Source organism: Rothia sp. (in: high G+C Gram-positive bacteria) (assembly GCF_015265375.1).
Classification (GTDB): domain Bacteria; phylum Actinomycetota; class Actinomycetes; order Actinomycetales; family Micrococcaceae; genus Rothia.
The window spans coordinates 1-17,393 of the sequence record NZ_JABZXW010000048.1 but is presented as its reverse complement, the minus strand read 5'-3'; the positions used below and the strand labels follow the sequence as shown (position 1 = coordinate 17,393).

At 59.4% G+C, this 17,393-nt stretch carries 15 protein-coding genes; 2 read left to right on the top strand and 13 right to left on the bottom strand.

The annotated features are described in order from the left end of the window. Positions 1-174: 174 nt before the first annotated feature. The 5 genes from HXO69_RS06870 to dnaJ form a co-directional block, all read right to left on the bottom strand. Positions 175-1,641, bottom strand: coding sequence for a hemolysin family protein (locus HXO69_RS06870; protein ID WP_296546134.1), 1,467 nt, complete (start codon positions 1,639-1,641; stop codon positions 175-177). Positions 1,642-1,650: 9 nt separating this feature from the next. Then, positions 1,651-2,172 carry an rRNA maturation RNase YbeY gene (ybeY, locus tag HXO69_RS06865; RefSeq protein ID WP_005505992.1) on the bottom strand — a complete coding sequence of 174 codons (522 nt, stop codon included), beginning with the start codon at positions 2,170-2,172 and terminating at the stop codon, positions 1,651-1,653. A 3-nt stretch (positions 2,173-2,175) separates the two neighbouring features. Beyond that, entirely contained in the window at positions 2,176-3,303 is a 1,128-nt protein-coding gene (locus tag HXO69_RS06860) for a PhoH family protein (RefSeq protein ID WP_296546131.1), read from the bottom strand. A 108-nt stretch (positions 3,304-3,411) separates the two neighbouring features. Next, positions 3,412-4,185 (bottom strand): 16S rRNA (uracil(1498)-N(3))-methyltransferase, encoded by a 774-nt coding sequence (locus HXO69_RS06855; RefSeq protein ID WP_296546129.1) that lies wholly within the window; start codon positions 4,183-4,185, stop codon positions 3,412-3,414. Between the two features lie 156 nt (positions 4,186-4,341). Further along, positions 4,342-5,478: a molecular chaperone DnaJ gene (gene dnaJ, locus HXO69_RS06850; RefSeq protein WP_296546127.1), complete on the bottom strand. Its 1,137-nt coding sequence runs from the start codon at positions 5,476-5,478 to the stop codon at positions 4,342-4,344. A 218-nt stretch (positions 5,479-5,696) separates the two neighbouring features. Between dnaJ and HXO69_RS06845 the strand changes: the two genes are divergently transcribed. Both HXO69_RS06845 and HXO69_RS06840 read left to right on the top strand, forming a co-directional pair. Then, positions 5,697-6,566: a DUF3097 domain-containing protein gene (locus tag HXO69_RS06845; protein WP_296546125.1), complete on the top strand. Its 870-nt coding sequence runs from the start codon at positions 5,697-5,699 to the stop codon at positions 6,564-6,566. A 263-nt stretch (positions 6,567-6,829) separates the two neighbouring features. Beyond that, positions 6,830-7,249: a DUF4870 domain-containing protein gene (locus tag HXO69_RS06840; RefSeq protein ID WP_044150421.1), complete on the top strand. Its 420-nt coding sequence runs from the start codon at positions 6,830-6,832 to the stop codon at positions 7,247-7,249. Between the two features lie 642 nt (positions 7,250-7,891). On the opposite strand, the gene hemW is transcribed toward HXO69_RS06840, so the two are convergent. From hemW to HXO69_RS06800, 8 genes are all read right to left on the bottom strand, one after another. After that, positions 7,892-9,178 (bottom strand): radical SAM family heme chaperone HemW, encoded by a 1,287-nt coding sequence (gene hemW / locus HXO69_RS06835; RefSeq protein WP_296546124.1) that lies wholly within the window; start codon positions 9,176-9,178, stop codon positions 7,892-7,894. 65 nt (positions 9,179-9,243) lie between these two features. Further along, entirely contained in the window at positions 9,244-10,671 is a 1,428-nt protein-coding gene (locus HXO69_RS06830; protein ID WP_296546122.1) for a P-loop ATPase, Sll1717 family, read from the bottom strand. A 242-nt stretch (positions 10,672-10,913) separates the two neighbouring features. Next, positions 10,914-12,755, bottom strand: a complete 1,842-nt coding sequence (lepA, locus tag HXO69_RS06825) for a translation elongation factor 4 (protein WP_371440900.1) — start codon at positions 12,753-12,755, stop codon at positions 10,914-10,916. 96 nt (positions 12,756-12,851) lie between these two features. After that, positions 12,852-13,874: a PAC2 family protein gene (locus HXO69_RS06820; protein WP_296546120.1), complete on the bottom strand. Its 1,023-nt coding sequence runs from the start codon at positions 13,872-13,874 to the stop codon at positions 12,852-12,854. 329 nt (positions 13,875-14,203) lie between these two features. Further along, complete coding sequence (gene rpsT / locus HXO69_RS06815; protein WP_049349792.1) at positions 14,204-14,467, bottom strand: 30S ribosomal protein S20; 264 nt, start codon at positions 14,465-14,467, stop codon at positions 14,204-14,206. Positions 14,468-14,728: 261 nt separating this feature from the next. Then, positions 14,729-15,370: a type II toxin-antitoxin system PemK/MazF family toxin gene (locus HXO69_RS06810; RefSeq protein WP_296546118.1), complete on the bottom strand. Its 642-nt coding sequence runs from the start codon at positions 15,368-15,370 to the stop codon at positions 14,729-14,731. Positions 15,371-15,385: 15 nt separating this feature from the next. Then, positions 15,386-16,420, bottom strand: a complete 1,035-nt coding sequence (gene holA, locus HXO69_RS06805) for a DNA polymerase III subunit delta (protein ID WP_296546117.1) — start codon at positions 16,418-16,420, stop codon at positions 15,386-15,388. Between the two features lie 169 nt (positions 16,421-16,589). After that, on the bottom strand, positions 16,590-17,393 hold an 804-nt coding region (locus tag HXO69_RS06800; RefSeq protein ID WP_296546116.1), incomplete at its 5' end, for a ComEC/Rec2 family competence protein.

Sequence of the window (17,393 nt, the reverse complement as noted above, 5' to 3'; positions counted from 1 at the left end):
TGCTCAAGTCCAGAGTGCTCAAATCGAGCGGGGTGTACTCCTGGTCCATTGTGTTTCTCCTTATCAAACCCCGTGCGGGGTGTATGGGGGGCCAGCCTCATCTGCCTGCGCCTTCCGGGGCGGGGCGGCCGACTCAAAGTATGTTGGGGAAGATTCGGCGTCTATATTCGATATCTAGCGGTTGCCGTGCGTATCGGTTGCAGGTTCAGCCTCTGCAATATCTCCCGGAAGATCCGGATGCGCATGCGGCTCAGCCACAGCGGGAGGCTCCGTATCCACGGTGAGGATGTCAGCAACCTCCGCGGAATTAGGCTCCGAGGAAGACGCCGCGGAACCTTCAGTGCTCTGCTGCTCATCACGAGGCGGCTCATACCACGCCTGCAACATATCCACCTGGTGGCGGCGGCCCGACGAACCAATCGCACGAATATGAATGCCGTCAATCTCAATCTCAGAACCAACAATCGGCACCATGCCCAGATGCTTAGCGAGCAGACCGCCCACCGTATCAACATCTTCATCGTCGAGCTCACGACCGAAAATCTCACCCAGCTCATCAATGCCCAGACGAGCCGACAGACGGAACGTGCCGTCGTCATTCAGCGTGTACTCGGGGCGCTCGTGGTCGTACTCGTCAGAGATGTCGCCGACCAGCTCCTCAATCAGATCCTCAAGCGTGATCAGACCGGCGGTGCCGCCGTACTCATCAACAATGATCGCCACGTGCGTGGACTCACGCTGCATCTCACGCAGCAGGTCCATGGCGCGCTTCGACTCGGGCTCAAAACGAGCCGGGCGCATCAGCTCAACCACGGTCGGCAGGGCGGTACCCGCGGGGGCTTCACCGTGCAGGATGAAGGCGCGCATCGCGTCCTTCAGGTAGAGCACGCCCAGAATCTCATCGCTGGACTCACCAATCACCGGCATGCGCGAATAGCCCGAACGCAGGAACAGGCTCAGCGCCTCACGCAGCGGGGTGTCGCGGTTTGCGGTGAGCATGTCGGTACGCGGAACCATGAGCGAACGGATGCGGGTATCGTCCATCTCAAAGACGGACTGCACCATCTGCGCCTCGTCGTCCTCAATGGTCTCAGCGTCGGAGGCACGGTCCAGGAACTCGCGCAGCTCCTCCTCATCGAACACGCCAACGGGAGCTTCAGCCGAACGCTCCGGCGCCAGGCGCACACTGAACTTATCGAGCAGACCGGTCGCCGGGCTCAGCAGAACCGACAGGTAGTGCACCGGGCGAGCCAGCACACGAATCGACGCGACCGGGCGGTTACGACCCAGAGCACGCGCCAGCACGTGCAGAATCGGGTAACCCACCAGCGCAACGATTACGAGGGTCAGCACGGCGGCGAGCGCGTGTACCTCGACCAGGTTCAGCAGGCAGGTCATGGTGGCGAGCACCGCGGCGGCGGCGGCAATGAGGCGGGTCAGGCGCAGCGGGTGCGTGTACGCCTCGGAGTCACCGTCGAGGGTGCGCTGCAGGACGCGCGCACCGAGGGTATCCGGGTGCGCCTCCACGGCTTCTTCAGCCTCGTTGTGCGGCAGATAGGTGAACGCGGTTTCGGCGATTGCCGCAACCACGGTCAGACAGAGCGCAAGAACGGCGAGGAGGGCTGTGAGTAGAATGTCCACGCCGCTCCCCTAGTGTCGGGTTTCGACCGGTGCCGGGCGGCCCAGGAACTCTTCGAGGATGGAGCGCTGAATGCCGAACATTTCAGCTTCCTCCTCAGCGGTTCCGTGGTCGTAGCCGAGGCAGTGCAGAATGCCGTGGGTGGTGAGCAGACACAGCTCGTCCAGGGTGCTGTGGCCCGCGTCCGCGCCCTGACGTGCGGCGACGGGCGGGCAGAGGATGATGTCGCCGAGCATGCCACTGGAGGGGTTTTCGGGGGTTCCCGGTTCCAGCTCGTCCATGGGGAAGCTCATCACGTCGGTTGCACCGGGCAGGTCCATCCACTCGATGTGCACGCGTTCCATCTCGTCTTCGTTCACAATGGCGATGGACAGGTAGGTGTCATCGGCAAGGTGCATGCGCTTGAAGGCGTGCTCGACGAGGCGGGTGAGCACCTCGGTATCTACCGCTTCGAAAGATTCACGGATGAAGGCGTCGGTTGCCGGGTCGGCACCGGTTGCGGGTTCCTCGCAGTCGAATTCAATCTCTGCCACCGTTTAGCGTCCTTCCGGGGTGGTCTGTGCGTTATCGGCGTTCTTTTCAGCGTTCTTTTCGGAGCCGCCGTTAATGCCAGCGCGGTCCAGGAGCTTCTCAGCTGCCGCCTCGATGGTGGCGCGCTTGACCTTGCGGTTGCGCTTGCGTTCCATCGCCTTCTGGTCTTCGCCCCACTGGTCGTAGGCGGACACAATATTCGAAACCAGGGTATGGCGCACCACGTCAGAGGATTCCAGAATGCTGAAGTGAATATCCTCCACACCCTGCAGAATGTTGCGCACCTGTTTCAGACCGGATGCGGCACCACCGGGCAGGTCAATCTGGGTGATGTCACCGGTAATGACCATCTTCGAGCCGAAGCCCAGGCGGGTCAGGAACATCTTCATCTGCTCGGCGGTGGTGTTCTGCGCCTCGTCAAGGATGATGAATGCGTCGTTGAGGGTGCGGCCACGCATGTACGCCAGCGGTGCGACCTCAATGGTGCCCGCCTCCATGAGCTTGGGGATGGTTTCGGGCTCAAGCATGTCGTGCAGTGCGTCGTAGAGCGGGCGCAGGTACGGGTCAATCTTCTCGTTCAGGGTGCCGGGCAGGAAGCCCAGACGCTCGCCAGCCTCCACGGCGGGGCGGGTGAGGATAATGCGGTTCACCTCGTGGCTCTGCAGCGCCTGCACAGCCTTCGCCATGGCGAGGTAGGTCTTACCGGTACCCGCCGGGCCGATACCGAAGATCACGGTGTTCGCGTCGATAGCGTCCACGTACTTCTTCTGGTTAATGGTCTTGGGGCGAATCGTGGTGCCGCGGGTGGACAGGATGCTGGTGGACAGCGAATGCGCCGGGTTGCTCAGCTCCTCGCCGAGCATGCCCATGAGGCGGTGAATGACCTGCACGGTAATCTGCGTGTCGTGGCTGGAGAGCACGCGCAGCTCGTTCAGTAGCTTTGCGGCGGTGTTGACGGCCTCGGAGGGGCCGGTGATGAGCACGTCCAGGTCTTTGGGGCGCAGGCTAATCTGCTCGAAGTAGTCCTCGATGATGGTCAGGTGCGCGTCCTGCGGGCCGAGCACGGCAATCATTTCTGCGGCGCTCTTGAAGGATACGGTGCGCGCGGTCGACAGAGGTCGGGAGGTAGTCATATGGGCTCCTTGGCTAGTGATGTATTTACAAGTATAGATGGGTGTGATGCGCCACGCCCCGGTGAGATAGGCGGCGGGTGCAGGCGTGTAGCTTGGCTGAGTGGCGTTCTACCAGCGGCCCAGCACCACGTTCAGGGTGCACATGGCGGCGGAACCCGCGGTGGAGGAACGCAACACCTCATCACCCAACAGTGCCAGCTGCGCACCGGCGTCGGTGAAGAGCTGCACTTCGCGGTCGCTGATGCCGCCTTCGGGGCCGACGAGCAGGTAGATTTCCTCGGGCAGGTTCTCTGCCTCTACAAGCTTGCGTGCCAGGGCGCTGAGGCGTTCGGTCGCCTGCTCATGCAGGATGAACACGGCGGCGGACTGCTCAGAGCCGGCAACTTCTTCAATGAGTTCCACCAGGTCGGCGGTGCTGTACAGGTCGTACACTTCGGGAATGAGCGCGCGGCGCGACTGCTTCGCCGCAGCGGTGACGGTGTTCTGCCACTTGGTGTGTGCCTTGGAGGCGCGCTCCCCCTTCCAACGCACGATGGAACGGTCCGCACTCCACGGAAGCACACCGTACACGCCCAGCTCGGTGGCGGTTTCGATGGCGAGCAGGTCGCGGCCGTCCTTCGCGAGCGCCTGCACCAGGTAGATGGAGGGTACGCTGCGTTCCTCGCGTAGCTCCTGCACCTGCACGCTCACGCCGTCCGCGTTGATGGAGGCGACCGTACCGAGTGCGCGGCGGCCGGTACCGTCACCCAGGTCGATGCGTTCGCCGAGCTCAAGGCGCTTGACGAGGGCGTGCTTGCCTTCGGAGCCTCCGAGCGCGCAGGTGACGCCGGGGGTGAGTGCGTCGTATTCTTCCGTGCTGATGTAGAAGATGGGGGCGCTCATGGTTCTCCTTGAGGTGCGGTTTGAAAGCGTGGGTAGTGTGCGGGTGGCGTGTGAAATAGGTGTGTAGCTTAGCGCGGGCGCGTACAGTGCTGTGCTGACAGGAAAGGTGCGGGTTGAGTACCGCACCCGCCGCATCCTCAGCTTGGTGTAGGGATCCTACTTGAACTGGTCCTTCAGGCGGGAGAAGAGACCGCCGCGCTGCTTAACCTGCGCGCCTTCGTTCAGCGGCTCGTTGCGCAGTGCCGCGAACTGGCGCAGCAGCTCGCGCTGTTCTTCGGTCAGGTCGGTCGGGGTGACCACCTGAACGCGTACGAGCAGGTCGCCGCGTCGTTCGGTGCCGAGCACGGTTGCGCCCAGGCCGTTGAGGGTAATCACGTCGCCGCTCTGAGTGCCGGCGGGGATGTTGACTTCCTGGTCGCCGTCGAAGGTCTTCAGCGGAATGGTGGTGCCCAGTGCCGCCGCAGCCATGGGGATGTTGACGGTGGTGACCAGGTTGTCGCCCTCGCGGCTGAAGTACTTGTCGCGCTTGACGTTCAGGTCAATGTACAGGTCGCCGTTGGGGCCACCGTACAGGCCTGCCTCGCCCTTGCCGCGCAGGCGGATACGCGCCTGGTCGTGCACGCCGGCGGGAACGTTGAAGGTCAGCGGAACGTCTTCACGTACGCGGCCCTGACCGTGGCATTCGGCGCAGGGGGTCTTGATGACGGTGCCGTAGCCGTGGCAGTCGGGGCATTCAACCTGCTGCATGACGGTACCGAGGATGGACTGCACGCGGCGCTGCATAAAGCCGTGGCCGGAGCAGGTGGTGCAGGTTTCGGGCTGGGTGCCCTCTGCGGTGCCTTCACCGTTACAGGACTTACAGGTCACGGCGGAGCGACGCTCAATGGTCTTCTCAACACCGAAAACGGCTTCTTCCAGGGTGATGGAGACGGTAATCAGGTCGTCCTGACCCTGGCGGGTGCGGGATGCGGGGCCGCGGGCACCTGCCGCGCCGCCGGTGAACATGTTCAGCAGGTCCTCAAAACCGCCGAAGCCGCTGAATCCGCCGCCCGGGTAGCCGCCGCCTCCGGGGTAGCCTGCGCGGCCCTGCTCGTCGCCGGTGGTGTCGTAGTTGCGGCGCTTTTCGGGGTCGGAGAGCACCTCGTAGGCGAGGGTGACGCGCTTGAATTCTTCGGCTGCGTCCTCGGAGGGGTTCACGTCGGGGTGCAGCTGGCGTGCCTTCTTTCGGTACGCCTTCTTGATCTCTTCGGGGCTGGCGTCTTTCGATACGCCGAGAGTATCGTAGTGGCTCATGCGTTTCCTTCCTCTCGAGACGATGGCGGTGCTCGATGAGTGCACCGCCAACAATGGTCGTATCAATTCTAGGGGATACTACCCCCGACCCGATACAATGGCTAGGCTGAAAGGGGGTCGCTCCCGCTATCCGCTTAATCTGCGGTGCGTGTGCCCCTGAAATCGGCTCCGTAGTCCTATTGCGTTTTTTCACCCCTACCGCCCCAAAGGAGAATACGTTGAGTACCCACCACTCCCCCTACGGCTGGGGTGCCCAGGATCTAAACGCCGCCCGCATGAGCCGCCAGGCGCCGCCTCCGCGTAAGGTACCGCTGCGCCGCGGCCTGCTGATTGAGGATATTAACGGCTGGGTGGGTGAGGTCGTGAAGGCTGAACGCATCGGCGGTGCCCTGTTCTTCGGACTCGAGGACGCGAAGGGTCGCGTGAAGAATTTCCCGCTAGGTCCGGGCTACCTGATTGAAGGTGAGCCCGTTGAGATTGTCGCCCCGGTGGCTGCGAAGGAGCCGAAGCGCACAATTTCTCGTTCCGGTTCTATCGCGGTGAAGAACGCCCCGGCTAAGGTGGCGCGCGCCTCCCGCATCTGGGTTGAGGGTCTGCACGACGCCGAGCTCGTGGAGAAGGTCTGGGGCCACGATCTGCGCGTTGAGGGCATTGTCGTGGAGCCACTGCACGGCGTGGATGATCTCGCCGGTGCTATTCATGAGTTTGCGCCGGGCCCGGGCCGCCGCCTGGGCATTCTGGTCGACCACCTGATTGAGGGCACGAAGGAGCAACACATTGTTGCCGAGGCGCTGGCTGTGCCGGGTGCCGCCGGGCACGTGAAGATCGTGGGCCACCCGTTCATCGATATTTGGCAGGCAGTCAAGCCGTCGGTGCTGGGTTTGAAAGCGTGGCCGCAGGTGCCGCGCGGTGAGGACTTCAAGAAGGGCACGCTGCGTCGTCTGGGCCAGCCGCACGAAACGCAGGCGGATGTGGCGCAGGCGTGGAAGCACATTCTCTCCCGCGTTGACTCCTACGCTGACCTGGATCCGACGCTGCTCGGCCCGGTCGAATCGCTCATTGATTTTCTCACCGAGCCGGGTGCCTAACCGCACCCGAAATCCGCTATTGCGCCCCCGTCTGCGGGCGCAGGTGTGAATTTGCTCAGAACCTTTCCCTCGGGGGCATTATCCTGTGGGTTTTACCCGCTAAAGCGGTACAATAGTTGAGCGTGTGGCATTGCCCCTGTGGGTTTTGCCGCAACATCACTACACTCTTAGGTCACCACCGCTCAAACGATTCACCTCCTCGGAGGGCAGATCCACCGGCTTAGGTGATCACCACAAGAAACTTCTATCGAACCAGGATTTTCGTGACTAACGATGTTCGCCCGGCAACCGGGCCTCAGAAAACCCGTAAGATTAGCGTGATTCAGGACCGCAACCGTGCGACTCTCGCGCATTTCGGCGGCATTCTCGGCATCATCCCCTCCGCTGCGGTTTTCTACGTCAGCCGCAATAACGCGCCCTTCGCTGAGCAGGAGGCTCGCGAGGCAATGAACTTCACCCTCCTGCCCTCCATTGCTCTGGTGGCGCTGTGGGTTGTGTCGTTCCTGCCCGGCATGGGCAACATTGCCATGGTTCTGGGTGCGCTCGTGTGGCTGTTCATGGCTATTGCGTCGCTGCGCGCCGGTATTGAGGTGAACCGCGGTGAGCCGTACAGCTACCGCATTAACCCGCGCCTGCTGGACCGCTTCTACTCCACCGAGAACGCAGAATCCGCAGAATCCTAAGAACTGCCGGTTCTAAACCGCGCTGATAGCTTTTACGTTTGAACGCCCCGCACGTTGTGTGCGGGGCGTTCTACGTTTAAGTGGGGCTTCTTTGCCCAGTGCGCGTGAATTACTACAAACTCTACCGAATGGTGCTGTAGATAATCGTTGTTAAACGATCGTGGGCCCCTGTTACCAGGAGCCCACAACCGTATTCACTCAACTTCAGCAAAGACGAGAACACGCTGTTAGACATATACCGTCCTGCCATGACCTATTATGGCACAGCGTAACCTTCAACCACAACTTGAAATTGGGTGTTTTGGAAAATTTTTTCTCGGGAAAGTAATCGAAAAATACGCACTCTAAAAGTGGCATGAAGGAGTGGAAAATTCTTTCGGCTAGTCCAGCACAAATGCGAACAATTAGCACACCGGTGTAAGGTGTGATGCTCCCCCAAAGTCCCTCCAAATAGCCCCAAAAAATTTTTTTAAAAGTTTTTTGAGACCCGCAAAAACACCCCGAAATCACCGAAATATTACGGCAATACCGGGGCGCACGCCATTCGCAGGCAGTGTTAGAGAAAAGCATCAAGTGGAGCTACGACAGACCAGAACCGGAACGTCGCCCCGATTGAAAAGCCCCTTGTCAGACCAATGCTTCTTAGTGCTCCTCGTGCTCTTCCGAGACCTCCGGGAGCAGTTCACGGGTGACAGCATCGCCCAGCAGGCGGCCCTTGAGGGTCAGGCGCACGTGGGCTTCAGGGTCAGGTTCAGCTTGAGAATTCAAAGCATCAGGTTCAATCAGAGCTTGAGAAACCAGCCAGCGCAGCGAAGCGCCCAGCTGCGCCTCATCGTGCACCGCGAGCAGCTCGCGCATTGCCAAGCCCTCGCGCACACGGATCATGAGCATAATCGTCTCAAAAGCACGAGTGGCAGTGTCCAGCACCTCACGTGCCGCCGCCGGGGACTCCCCCGAACGCACCTTCTGCGCGTACGGCACCGGGTGCTTCACGTTCCACCAGCGGGTACCGTTCACGTGCGAGTGTGCGCCGGGGCCGATGCCCCACCAGTCCTGGTTGCGCCAGTAGGCGAGGTTATGGTCGCTGCGGGTGTCCTCGCTGCGCGAGTAGTTGGAGACCTCGTACCAGTTGTAGCCGGCTTCGGTGAGTAGCTCCTCGGCGAGCAGGTACATGTCCGCCATGAGGTCTTCATCGGGCATGGTGTATTCGCCGCGGCGGATCTGCGCGGCAAGCTTGGTGCCGTCCTCCACGATCAGCGAGTACGCGGAAATGTGGTCGGGTTCGTATGAGATTGCGGCGCGAACGCTCTGCTCCCACTGGCGCAGGCTCTCCCCCGGCGAACCGTAAATCAGGTCCACGGACACCTGCAGGCCGACCTCCTTAGCCCAGGCGACGACCTTCGGCACGTTGGAGGGTGTGTGGGTGCGGTCGAGTACCTGTAGCACCTCGGGGACGACGGACTGCATGCCGAAGGACACGCGGGTGAAGCCGCCGTCCTTGAGGGTCTGCAGGTCTTCGCGGGTGACGGAGTCGGGGTTCGCTTCGGTAGTGACTTCTGCCCCCTCGACGAGTCCGAATACGTCGATGGCTGCCTGCAGGATGCGTACGAGGTCGCGGGCGGGCAGTTTGGTGGGGGTGCCACCTCCGAAGAAGACGGTGTGCATGGGGCGTTTTGCGACGCCGGAGGCTTCGAGGGTGCGGGCGGCGAAGAGGATTTCTGCGATGGCGTCGTCGGCGTAGGTGCCGAGGCCGATGCCGTCGCCGAAGTCTTCGGTGGCGTAGGTGTTGAAGTCGCAGTAGCCGCAGCGTACGGAGCAGAAGGGGATGTGTACGTAGAGGCTGAAGTCGCGGGTTTCGCATCCTGCCGCGCTGGGGGCGGGGATACGCCCGTCGCGGGGGGAGGGGTCGCCGGTGGGCTGGGCGGGCATTCTGCCTCCTGGAAAACAAAGGGTGCGGACACCCCATTATAGGAGGTGTCCACACCCTTTGATAATTACCTGTCTCTAAGCCCAAGATATTTTACAATTGCAGGATGGAATGTAAATGTCGTTTTCTCATCATATTTAAGGCGTGGACTATTGTACCTATAAACATGTTTACTACCACCAGTGCTTCCACCCTTTTGTATTACACCAATAACAGAAACATTAAATAATGTATCAAAAACCTTTTTATACTCGAAGCTACCATCTACTTCTTCACTTTTCCCCACCCATTCATCCATAGAGAAGGAACGCTTATTAATTTTCTGAACAATTTTCTCAAAATTTTTAAACCAATTTCCATTCAGCTTATATTCATTTTCAAGTTCGTTATATATATGCTCGCTATACTCCAATTCAACATCTGAAATATCTGAGTTTTTGATTATTGGATGGTTTAACTCCTGCGCCTTATTTAGTGCCTTCCCGGAGAAACTCAGAATATCCCTTGGGCGACCCATGGTTCGAGATAATATGTACCCCTTAGAATCTCGTCGATTTCTAATAGGTGTGCCTGTTTCAAATATATCCACCCAACCAATATCGCTCTTTCCACTGCTATATTTAGCGCGCGCTTCTACAACTGATACAAGGTTGTCATCACTCCAATTGAGTTTTACTGCATCTTGCATGTATTTATTTTTGTCATTAAAATTAATTGAATCCCATATATCGGTTCGAAGGAACATAACTGCAGGCGCCATGCTTTTCGTTCTATCAAACTCAGAGTACAAGTTTCTCACCGCACGGAGAGAACCGATTATGAAGTTCTTAGTGGACTCTTCTCCATCCCATGAATCATCTATTCCATCAATTAAAACAGTGACAGGATTCCCAGATGAATTGTAATAACTATTTAATATATTGATGCCTTGTTCTATAAATTCATGCATGTGCACGGAGAGTGAATCGTCCATGGAATCACTTAATTCCAAGCCCGCTCCAGACCCCAAAATTTTTAAATCCCATTTCTTGACTCTCTTAATCCAGGTAAAAACTAAATTAAGACTACTATATTTACCCATTACCTTTAGGGCATTATTTAGGACCTTGCGCTCTTTTCTGGATAGTTTATCTTTAATCTCCAAAAATTTTATAGATATTAGAACGATTAAGAATGTCCAGGAAAGAGTATGAGCATTATCATCACTCATGCCATTTTCTTTAAGCATCTTGTGCGCGGCATATGGATATTCTTTTAGGTCTAGCGATACAACATTGTCTTTAGTGTGCTCTTCTTTTTCAAGATATTTAAATATTGCGGTCTTTCCCGAACCTTTTCGTCCGAGAACCAAGTATTTTCCTTCCTTTATTTCTTCTACAGATCCTGTCTGAACAAAGTAATTTAAGATACTTCTATCAGACTCTGCATCAAGACGCCCAAAGTCCAACTCTTTAACTAAATTAGACTGACTGCAAAGGTTTTTCTCGTTATCCATTTATGTATATTCTCCTTTGAATGTAAAACCGTGGGTGTAATCATCGATGCTACACCCACGCTAACTCTACTCTTTCATACAGCACCCTGGCAAGGGGTAACACATGTTATCCCTAATGAATATCAAATATGGCTGATTACCTATCGCCAAGCAACCTATACCAGTCGGGGCACAGAAAAGGCGGCGTGCCTCTCCCCCATCTGGGGTAGAGCACGCCGCCTACATCGGAAGAGCTGAGAAGGCTACTTCTTCTTTTCCTTCTCCTCGCTCGAAGACAGTGCCGCAATGAAGGCTTCCTGAGGAACCTCCACACGACCAACCATCTTCATGCGCTTCTTGCCTTCCTTCTGCTTCTCCAGCAGCTTACGCTTACGCGAAATATCGCCACCGTAACACTTGGACAGAACGTCCTTACGCATCGCACGGATATTCTCGCGGGCAATAATACGCGAACCAATAGCCGCCTGAATCGGCACCTCAAACTGCTGGCGAGGAATCAGCTCACGCAGCTTAGAAGTCATCATCAGGCCGTACGAGTACGCCTTATCGCGGTGAGTAATGGCGCTGAACGCATCCACCTTCTCACCCTGCAGCAGGATGTCGACCTTCACCAGGTCAGCCTCTTCCTCACCGTCGAACTTCCAGTCCAGCGACGCATAACCGCGGGTACGGGACTTCAACTGATCGAAGAAGTCGAACACAATCTCTGCCAGGGGCAGGCGGTAACGCATCTCCACACGATCCTCGGACAGGTAATCCATGCCGCCAATCTGGCCGCGGCGAGCCTGGCACAGCTCCATAATCGCGCCAATGTACTCGCTCGGGGCAATAATCGTACACGCCACCATGGGCTCGCGAATCGTCGCGACCTTGCCCTCGGGGAATTCGCTCGGGTTGGTCACGCGCTTAGCGTTGCCGGCCTCGTCCACCACGTCGTAAATAACGTTCGGCGCGGTCGAAATCAGGTCCAGGTTGAACTCGCGTTCCAGGCGCTCACGCACAATCTCCAGGTGCAGCAGACCCAGGAAGCCACAGCGGAAACCGAAGCCCAGAGCGGCAGAGGTCTCCGGCTCGTAAATCAGCGCGGCGTCGTTGAGCTTCAGCTTATCCAGCGCGTCACGCAGTGCCGGGTAGTCCGAACCGTCAATCGGGAACAGGCCCGAGAACACCATCGGCTTGGGGTCCTCGTAACCGCCCAGGGACTCCTCGGCGGGCTTGGCGGCGGAGGTGACGGTATCACCCACACGCGACTGACGGACGTCCTTCACGCCGGTGATGAGGTAACCCACCTCGCCCACGCCCAGGCCCTTCGACGGGACGGGCTCAGGGGAAATCACGCCGATTTCAAGCAGGTCATGCTCAGCGCCGGTGGACATCATCTTAATCTTCTGGCGCGGCTGCAGGCTACCGTCCACAACACGCACATAGGTGACCACGCCGCGGTAGGAGTCGTACACCGAGTCAAAAATCATGGCACGCGCCGGGGCGGATGCGTCACCCTGCGGGGCGGGAATCGCCTCCACAATACGGTCCAGCAGAGCCTCAACACCCTCACCGGTCTTACCCGATACGCGCAGAACCTCGTCCGGCTCGCAACCAATCAGGTTCGCCAGCTCCTCAGCGTACTTATCCGGCTGAGCCGCGGGAAGGTCAATCTTGTTCAGCACCGGGATGATGGTCAGGTCGTTCTCCATCGCCAGGTACAGGTTCGCCAGGGTCTGAGCCTCAATACCCTGGGCGGCGTCCACGAGCAGAAGCGCACCCTCACACGCAGCCAGGGAGCGGGACACCTCATAGGTGAAGTCCACGTGGCCGGGGGTGTCAATCATATTCAGCGCGTAGGAGGTGCCGTCAACATCCCAGGGCATGCGCACAGCCTGAGACTTAATGGTGATGCCGCGTTCACGCTCAATGTCCATGCGGTCCAGGTACTGCGCCTTCATGTCGCGCGGGGCAACCACGCCGGTGGCCTGCAGCATACGGTCTGCGAGGGTGGACTTACCGTGGTCAATGTGGGCGATAATGCAGAAGTTGCGAATAATCGCGGGGTCGGTCGCCGCCGGAACGGGCGGGTTCTTCGACATGGGTGCCAATCACATCATCCTTTCGAGATGCTGGCTGCGGGTATGGGCATAGTTACCTATCATTTTCCCATACCCGCGCCATATGTGCGAACGGACCTAACGTTCCGAAGAATCCTCCGCAGAATCCGCACCACCATCACCAGGGTTTTCAGCCTCGGATGCGCCGCTGAGGGAATCCAGGTAGCCCTCAATATCCTCGGCAATCACCTCGCCGGAGACAGTGCGCAGGGTCGAGTCCATCTTCTGCTCAATCTCACGCACCAGCTCAACCTTCTCGTAGTCCTTCGCCATTTCTTCGGCGAGCTCCGCCTCCCACTCATCAGCATGGGTGCGCAGGCGGTCGTACTCCTCAGACTCGACCTTAATACCGAGGATGACCTCCAGCGCCTCGATCAGGCTCACGACCGCGCGCGGGTTCTGCTGGTCAAAGCTCAGATACCCCGGGATGCTCATACGCAGCATGACCGAGGAAGACAGGCCGTGCTCGGCGGCGAGCGCAGACATCGCCATCGTCACCGAGGTAGAACCGGTGTAGTCCTCGTGCAGAATACCGGGGATTGCTGCTAGCTTCTCGTCGTGAGTGGTCAGCGTGTACGGGTACGGGCGGGTGTGCGCCACCTCATCCTCGAAGGTCTCAACGAAGATCGCGTGGTCTACGTGGAGTTTCTTCACGTACTTGAAAAAGCGGGTCATGAACCGCCGCAGGCACAGGCTGGGAGCGGGGCCGGTCACCACGAGCAGGCGCAGGCGACGCTCCGGGATAGTGACCATGTTGTAGAACATCTTGGGCCACACCAGAACCGTGGATTCGGAGTCGTCGCTGTTCTGCAGCTGCGGGGCGACGGAACCATAGTCGTAGAAGTCGTCCATGTCGAAGCCGGGGCTTTCGTCGCACGGGTCGAAGGCGCGGTGAATCACGTCGAGGGCGTCCTCACCGTTGCCCGGCGGTTCCTTGATGGAGTTGAAGCCGACCAGCATGACGGTCGTGTAGTTGTCCTCTTCGGAGGATTCGCCCAGTCCCAGTTTGCCGAGCAGGCCCTTTTTCGCGGGCTGTTCTGTGGAGGCGAGCTTGGCGAAAGCGTCAAAGAGTCGGGCGGGCGGGAAGTTCGGCTGGCTCATCGTTGGTCCTTAGCTCGTGGTCGGTGGTTGTGTGGTGTGTATCGGCAGTGCTCACTCCCCCGGTGCCGTTCATAGTGCCGTTTAAGGCGCTACATGCAGGCGCGGGTGGTGTGTGGTACCGCCGATAGTTCCCACTATACGGGCTCTTCCGCGACCCGCAAGCGGTTTCGTCACCGGGCGGGCGCCTCCCCGAAATCTGTGCCAAGAATCTAGGCATCTATGCTCGGGAATCTGGTCATAAAGAAACCCCCTGCGTTCCCCTTAGAGGAGGGGGAACACAGGGGGTCTCTGCCCTTAAACCAGAGAGGCACTCACGTACCCCGCAAGTTTTAGAAAGCCTTGTTTACGAGCGCAGCAAGACCGGACTTCTTGTTTGCAGCGGTCTTCTTGTGCAGAACACCCTTGGAAACAGCCTTGTCCAGCTTACGGTTCACAAAACGCAGAGCCTCAACAGCAGCTTCCTTGTTCTGTGCCTCAACAGCAGCCTTGACCTTGCGGGTCGCGGTCTTCAGCTCGGACTTTACAATGTTGTTGCGCAGGCGAGCCTTCTCGTTGGTGAGGATACGCTTCTTCTGAGACTTAATGTTAGCCACAATTAAACTTTCTGTTTTGTCTTATTGGTCGGTGAGGGCGACGCTGGCCGATCATCGACTGAGCGGCGTGGGGATGCCTATGGCAACCGGCCAGCAGTGCCCGATGACCATCGGACACTCAACCACACATAATACCAGATGAACAGCCTCCACGACAGACCCCCTCGGAGAGAAAAATACTGTGAAAACCACTACACGCAGCCTCCACATCCGGCGCAGATAATCGGCACCGGTCGCCGGTGAAACTACCGGCACAGGGCGTTAGCCGTTATGGCGAGTCCACGCACGCTCAATCAGACGGAACGTATCCTCCGGCATAATCGCACCCTCACGGCGCATCGAATCCGGGCGAACACGAATCACACGGTTCAGCTTCACCTCAGAAGCGCGGCCCTGCGGATCCCACGGACCCGAACCAATATCAAGGTAGTTCGGGTCAGCGTGCTCACGGTTATTGTGGTCCTTGCTGGTCATCATCAGCGCCAGCAGGTACTCACCGTCACGACCCACCAGAAGCACCGGGCGGTCCTTACCCTGCGAGTGGTCCTCCTCGAAGGGAACCCACGTCCACACGATTTCACCCGGATCAGCGTCGCCATCCAGGGAGGGCGAGTACTCAAAGTTAATCATGTCGCGGTAATCACCCGGGTAATCCGAACCGTCGGATGCGGAGGCGGTGCTTGCCGAACGAGTCGAAGCGGAAGGCTTCGGGGCGCTCGGCTTAGGCGCCGAAGAGCCGGAGGTACGAGCCTCACCCTGACGAGATTCGCCCTTGCGGGACTCACTCTTCTGGGAGGACTCGGAGCCGCCCTTAGACGCAGTAGCGTCGTTGAGGGCATCCTCTGCCGCCTTCTGCAGGAAGGGCAGCAGGGCAAAGAAAATTTTCTTCAGAATTTCGAGCATGGGCTCTATTATGCACTACAGGCGCGGCGGTAGAGCAATCGCCAAAACAGCCTGCTCCACCGCATACACCGCGTCCTGCGACTCGCCCTTCAGCTGGGCGTCCGCATCAGCCAGAAGCTGCACAATATGCGCCAACTGGGCGCCGGTAAAACGGCGGCCATCGCGCTGAGCCTGCTCAACCTGCCACGGCGCCATGCCCACCTCACGCGCCAGCTCGTTAGCACTCATGCGCACGTGGTGCACGCGCGCAATATTGCGGATACGCATAGCGAGCGCACCGAGCATCGGGATTGGCTCCGTTCCGGTGGCAAGAGAGTGGCGGAGCAGACGCAGTGCCTCCGGGGCGTTGCCGGAAATCGCGGCGTCACTCACGCGGAATGCGGTGACCTCGGTGCGGCCGCCGTAGTAGCGGTTCACCGCCTCTTCGGTGATGTCGCCGGGTACGTCAGAGAGCAGCTGCTGGCAGGCGGCGGCAAGCTCCGCAGTGTCGGAGGCGGCGGCAGTCAGCAAAGCCAGGGCGCCACCGGTAATCGGACGCTGAGCGGCGGTGAACTCCCCCGCCAAAAACTCGCTCTTCTCACGGTCGGTCTTGAGCGCCTTGCAGTTGATGAGCGCGAACTGGGATCGCACCAGGTCGATGAGCTTCTTGCCGCGGTTACCGCCCGAGTGGTTCAGAATGAGCATGATGTCCGGCTCGGGGGCGTTCAGGTAGGCGAGCGTATCGGTCAAAAACTCGTCGCTCATGGAGGCGACGTTCTCAACCTCAATAATCTTCGCCGAACCGAACAGGGAGGGTGAAGCGTGTAGGGTCAGCTCCCCCGCCGTGTAGGTGGCGGCGTTAATCTGAACGCGGTCCACCTCGGGGTGCGCCTCGCGGAACAGCTCACGCAGGCGCGCCGCCGCGCGGGAAGCAAAGTACTCCTCCGGGCCGTACAGCATGACGGCGGGTGCCGGGGTGACGGTACGCCACGCGGTGTCGAGGGCGGGGCCGCCTCGGCGGGCGTAGCCTCGGGAACCACCACGCTGGGTTGAACGCTTACGCTCGGACACGCTTATCACTCGCCTTTATCTGCAGGGTACGGGCTGAACTCGAACCCGCTGCGTGCGGGGGTGCCGCGCGGGTAGAGTCTCGAGTATCCATCATAGCGTTTTCTTCTCAGATGCCTCCTAGCGGTGGTTAGGGGTAGTCGGTCAGGGTTAGATGCCCGCAGTGAGTCGGTTAGGAACGGGCGGGCTGATCGGGGCGCTGATAGGAGGGCGCGGTCTGCGGAACCACCCGCAAATACTGCCGGTGCGTGACCGCGCGGTAGCGGCGCGCATCCACCCACCAGAGGGCAATGCTCAACGCCAGCACGCAGAGGGCGCTACACACCACCGCCGGGACACTCGAACCGGGCTCCCACGGGTTACCCGGCGCATGCGCGGCAGTGTGTGCCGCCCACTCGATACCCTGCGCGGCAAGGCCACCGGCACGCAGGCACAGCTCCGCCGCAGTGGGCAGGCCCAGGAGCATGAATCCGAGCGCCGCCAGCCCGGCGAGCATACTCAGCGGCGCCAAAGGAGCCGCAATCAGGTTCGCCGGAACCGAGTAGAGCGGCACCGTACCGCTCATCGCCAAAATCAGCGGAGTACACCACAGGGACGCAACAATCGGCGCGGCGAGCATTTCCGCACAGAACACCGGCATGACGCGCATGAGCAGACGAATCAGCGGCGGGCCCAGCAGAATCAGCGCGGAGGTTGCCGTCACCGACAGGGCGAACCCCATATCCACGGCGAGGTGCGGGGCGGCAAGCAGACACATCAGCACCGTTGTTTGCAGCGCCGCCAAAGACTGGCGACCCGAACCGCGCAGCATCGCGTAAGCACCGAGCAGACCCATGGCGAGGGAACGAATCACGGAACCCTCAGAGTCCAGCAGCATGGCGTAGGCAAGCACCGCCGCAACCCCGCACAGCACCATGACGCGGTGCGGAATGGCGAGGGTGCTCAGCCGGTGCACGAGCGGCGGCAGGGCGTGGGC

Coding starts and splice junctions, on each gene's coding strand:
- HXO69_RS06860 (WP_296546131.1), bottom strand. CDS start 3,303: ATGACTACCTCCCGACCTCTGTCGACCGCGCGCACCGTATCCTTCAAG.
- dnaJ (WP_296546127.1), bottom strand. CDS start 5,478: ATGAGCCACTACGATACTCTCGGCGTATCGAAAGACGCCAGCCCCGAA.
- HXO69_RS06830 (WP_296546122.1), bottom strand. CDS start 10,671: ATGGATAACGAGAAAAACCTTTGCAGTCAGTCTAATTTAGTTAAAGAG.
- HXO69_RS06820 (WP_296546120.1), bottom strand. CDS start 13,874: ATGAGCCAGCCGAACTTCCCGCCCGCCCGACTCTTTGACGCTTTCGCC.
- HXO69_RS06810 (WP_296546118.1), bottom strand. CDS start 15,370: ATGCTCGAAATTCTGAAGAAAATTTTCTTTGCCCTGCTGCCCTTCCTG.
- HXO69_RS06855 (WP_296546129.1), bottom strand. CDS start 4,185: ATGAGCGCCCCCATCTTCTACATCAGCACGGAAGAATACGACGCACTC.
- hemW (WP_296546124.1), bottom strand. CDS start 9,178: ATGCCCGCCCAGCCCACCGGCGACCCCTCCCCCCGCGACGGGCGTATC.
- lepA (WP_371440900.1), bottom strand. CDS start 12,755: ATGTCGAAGAACCCGCCCGTTCCGGCGGCGACCGACCCCGCGATTATT.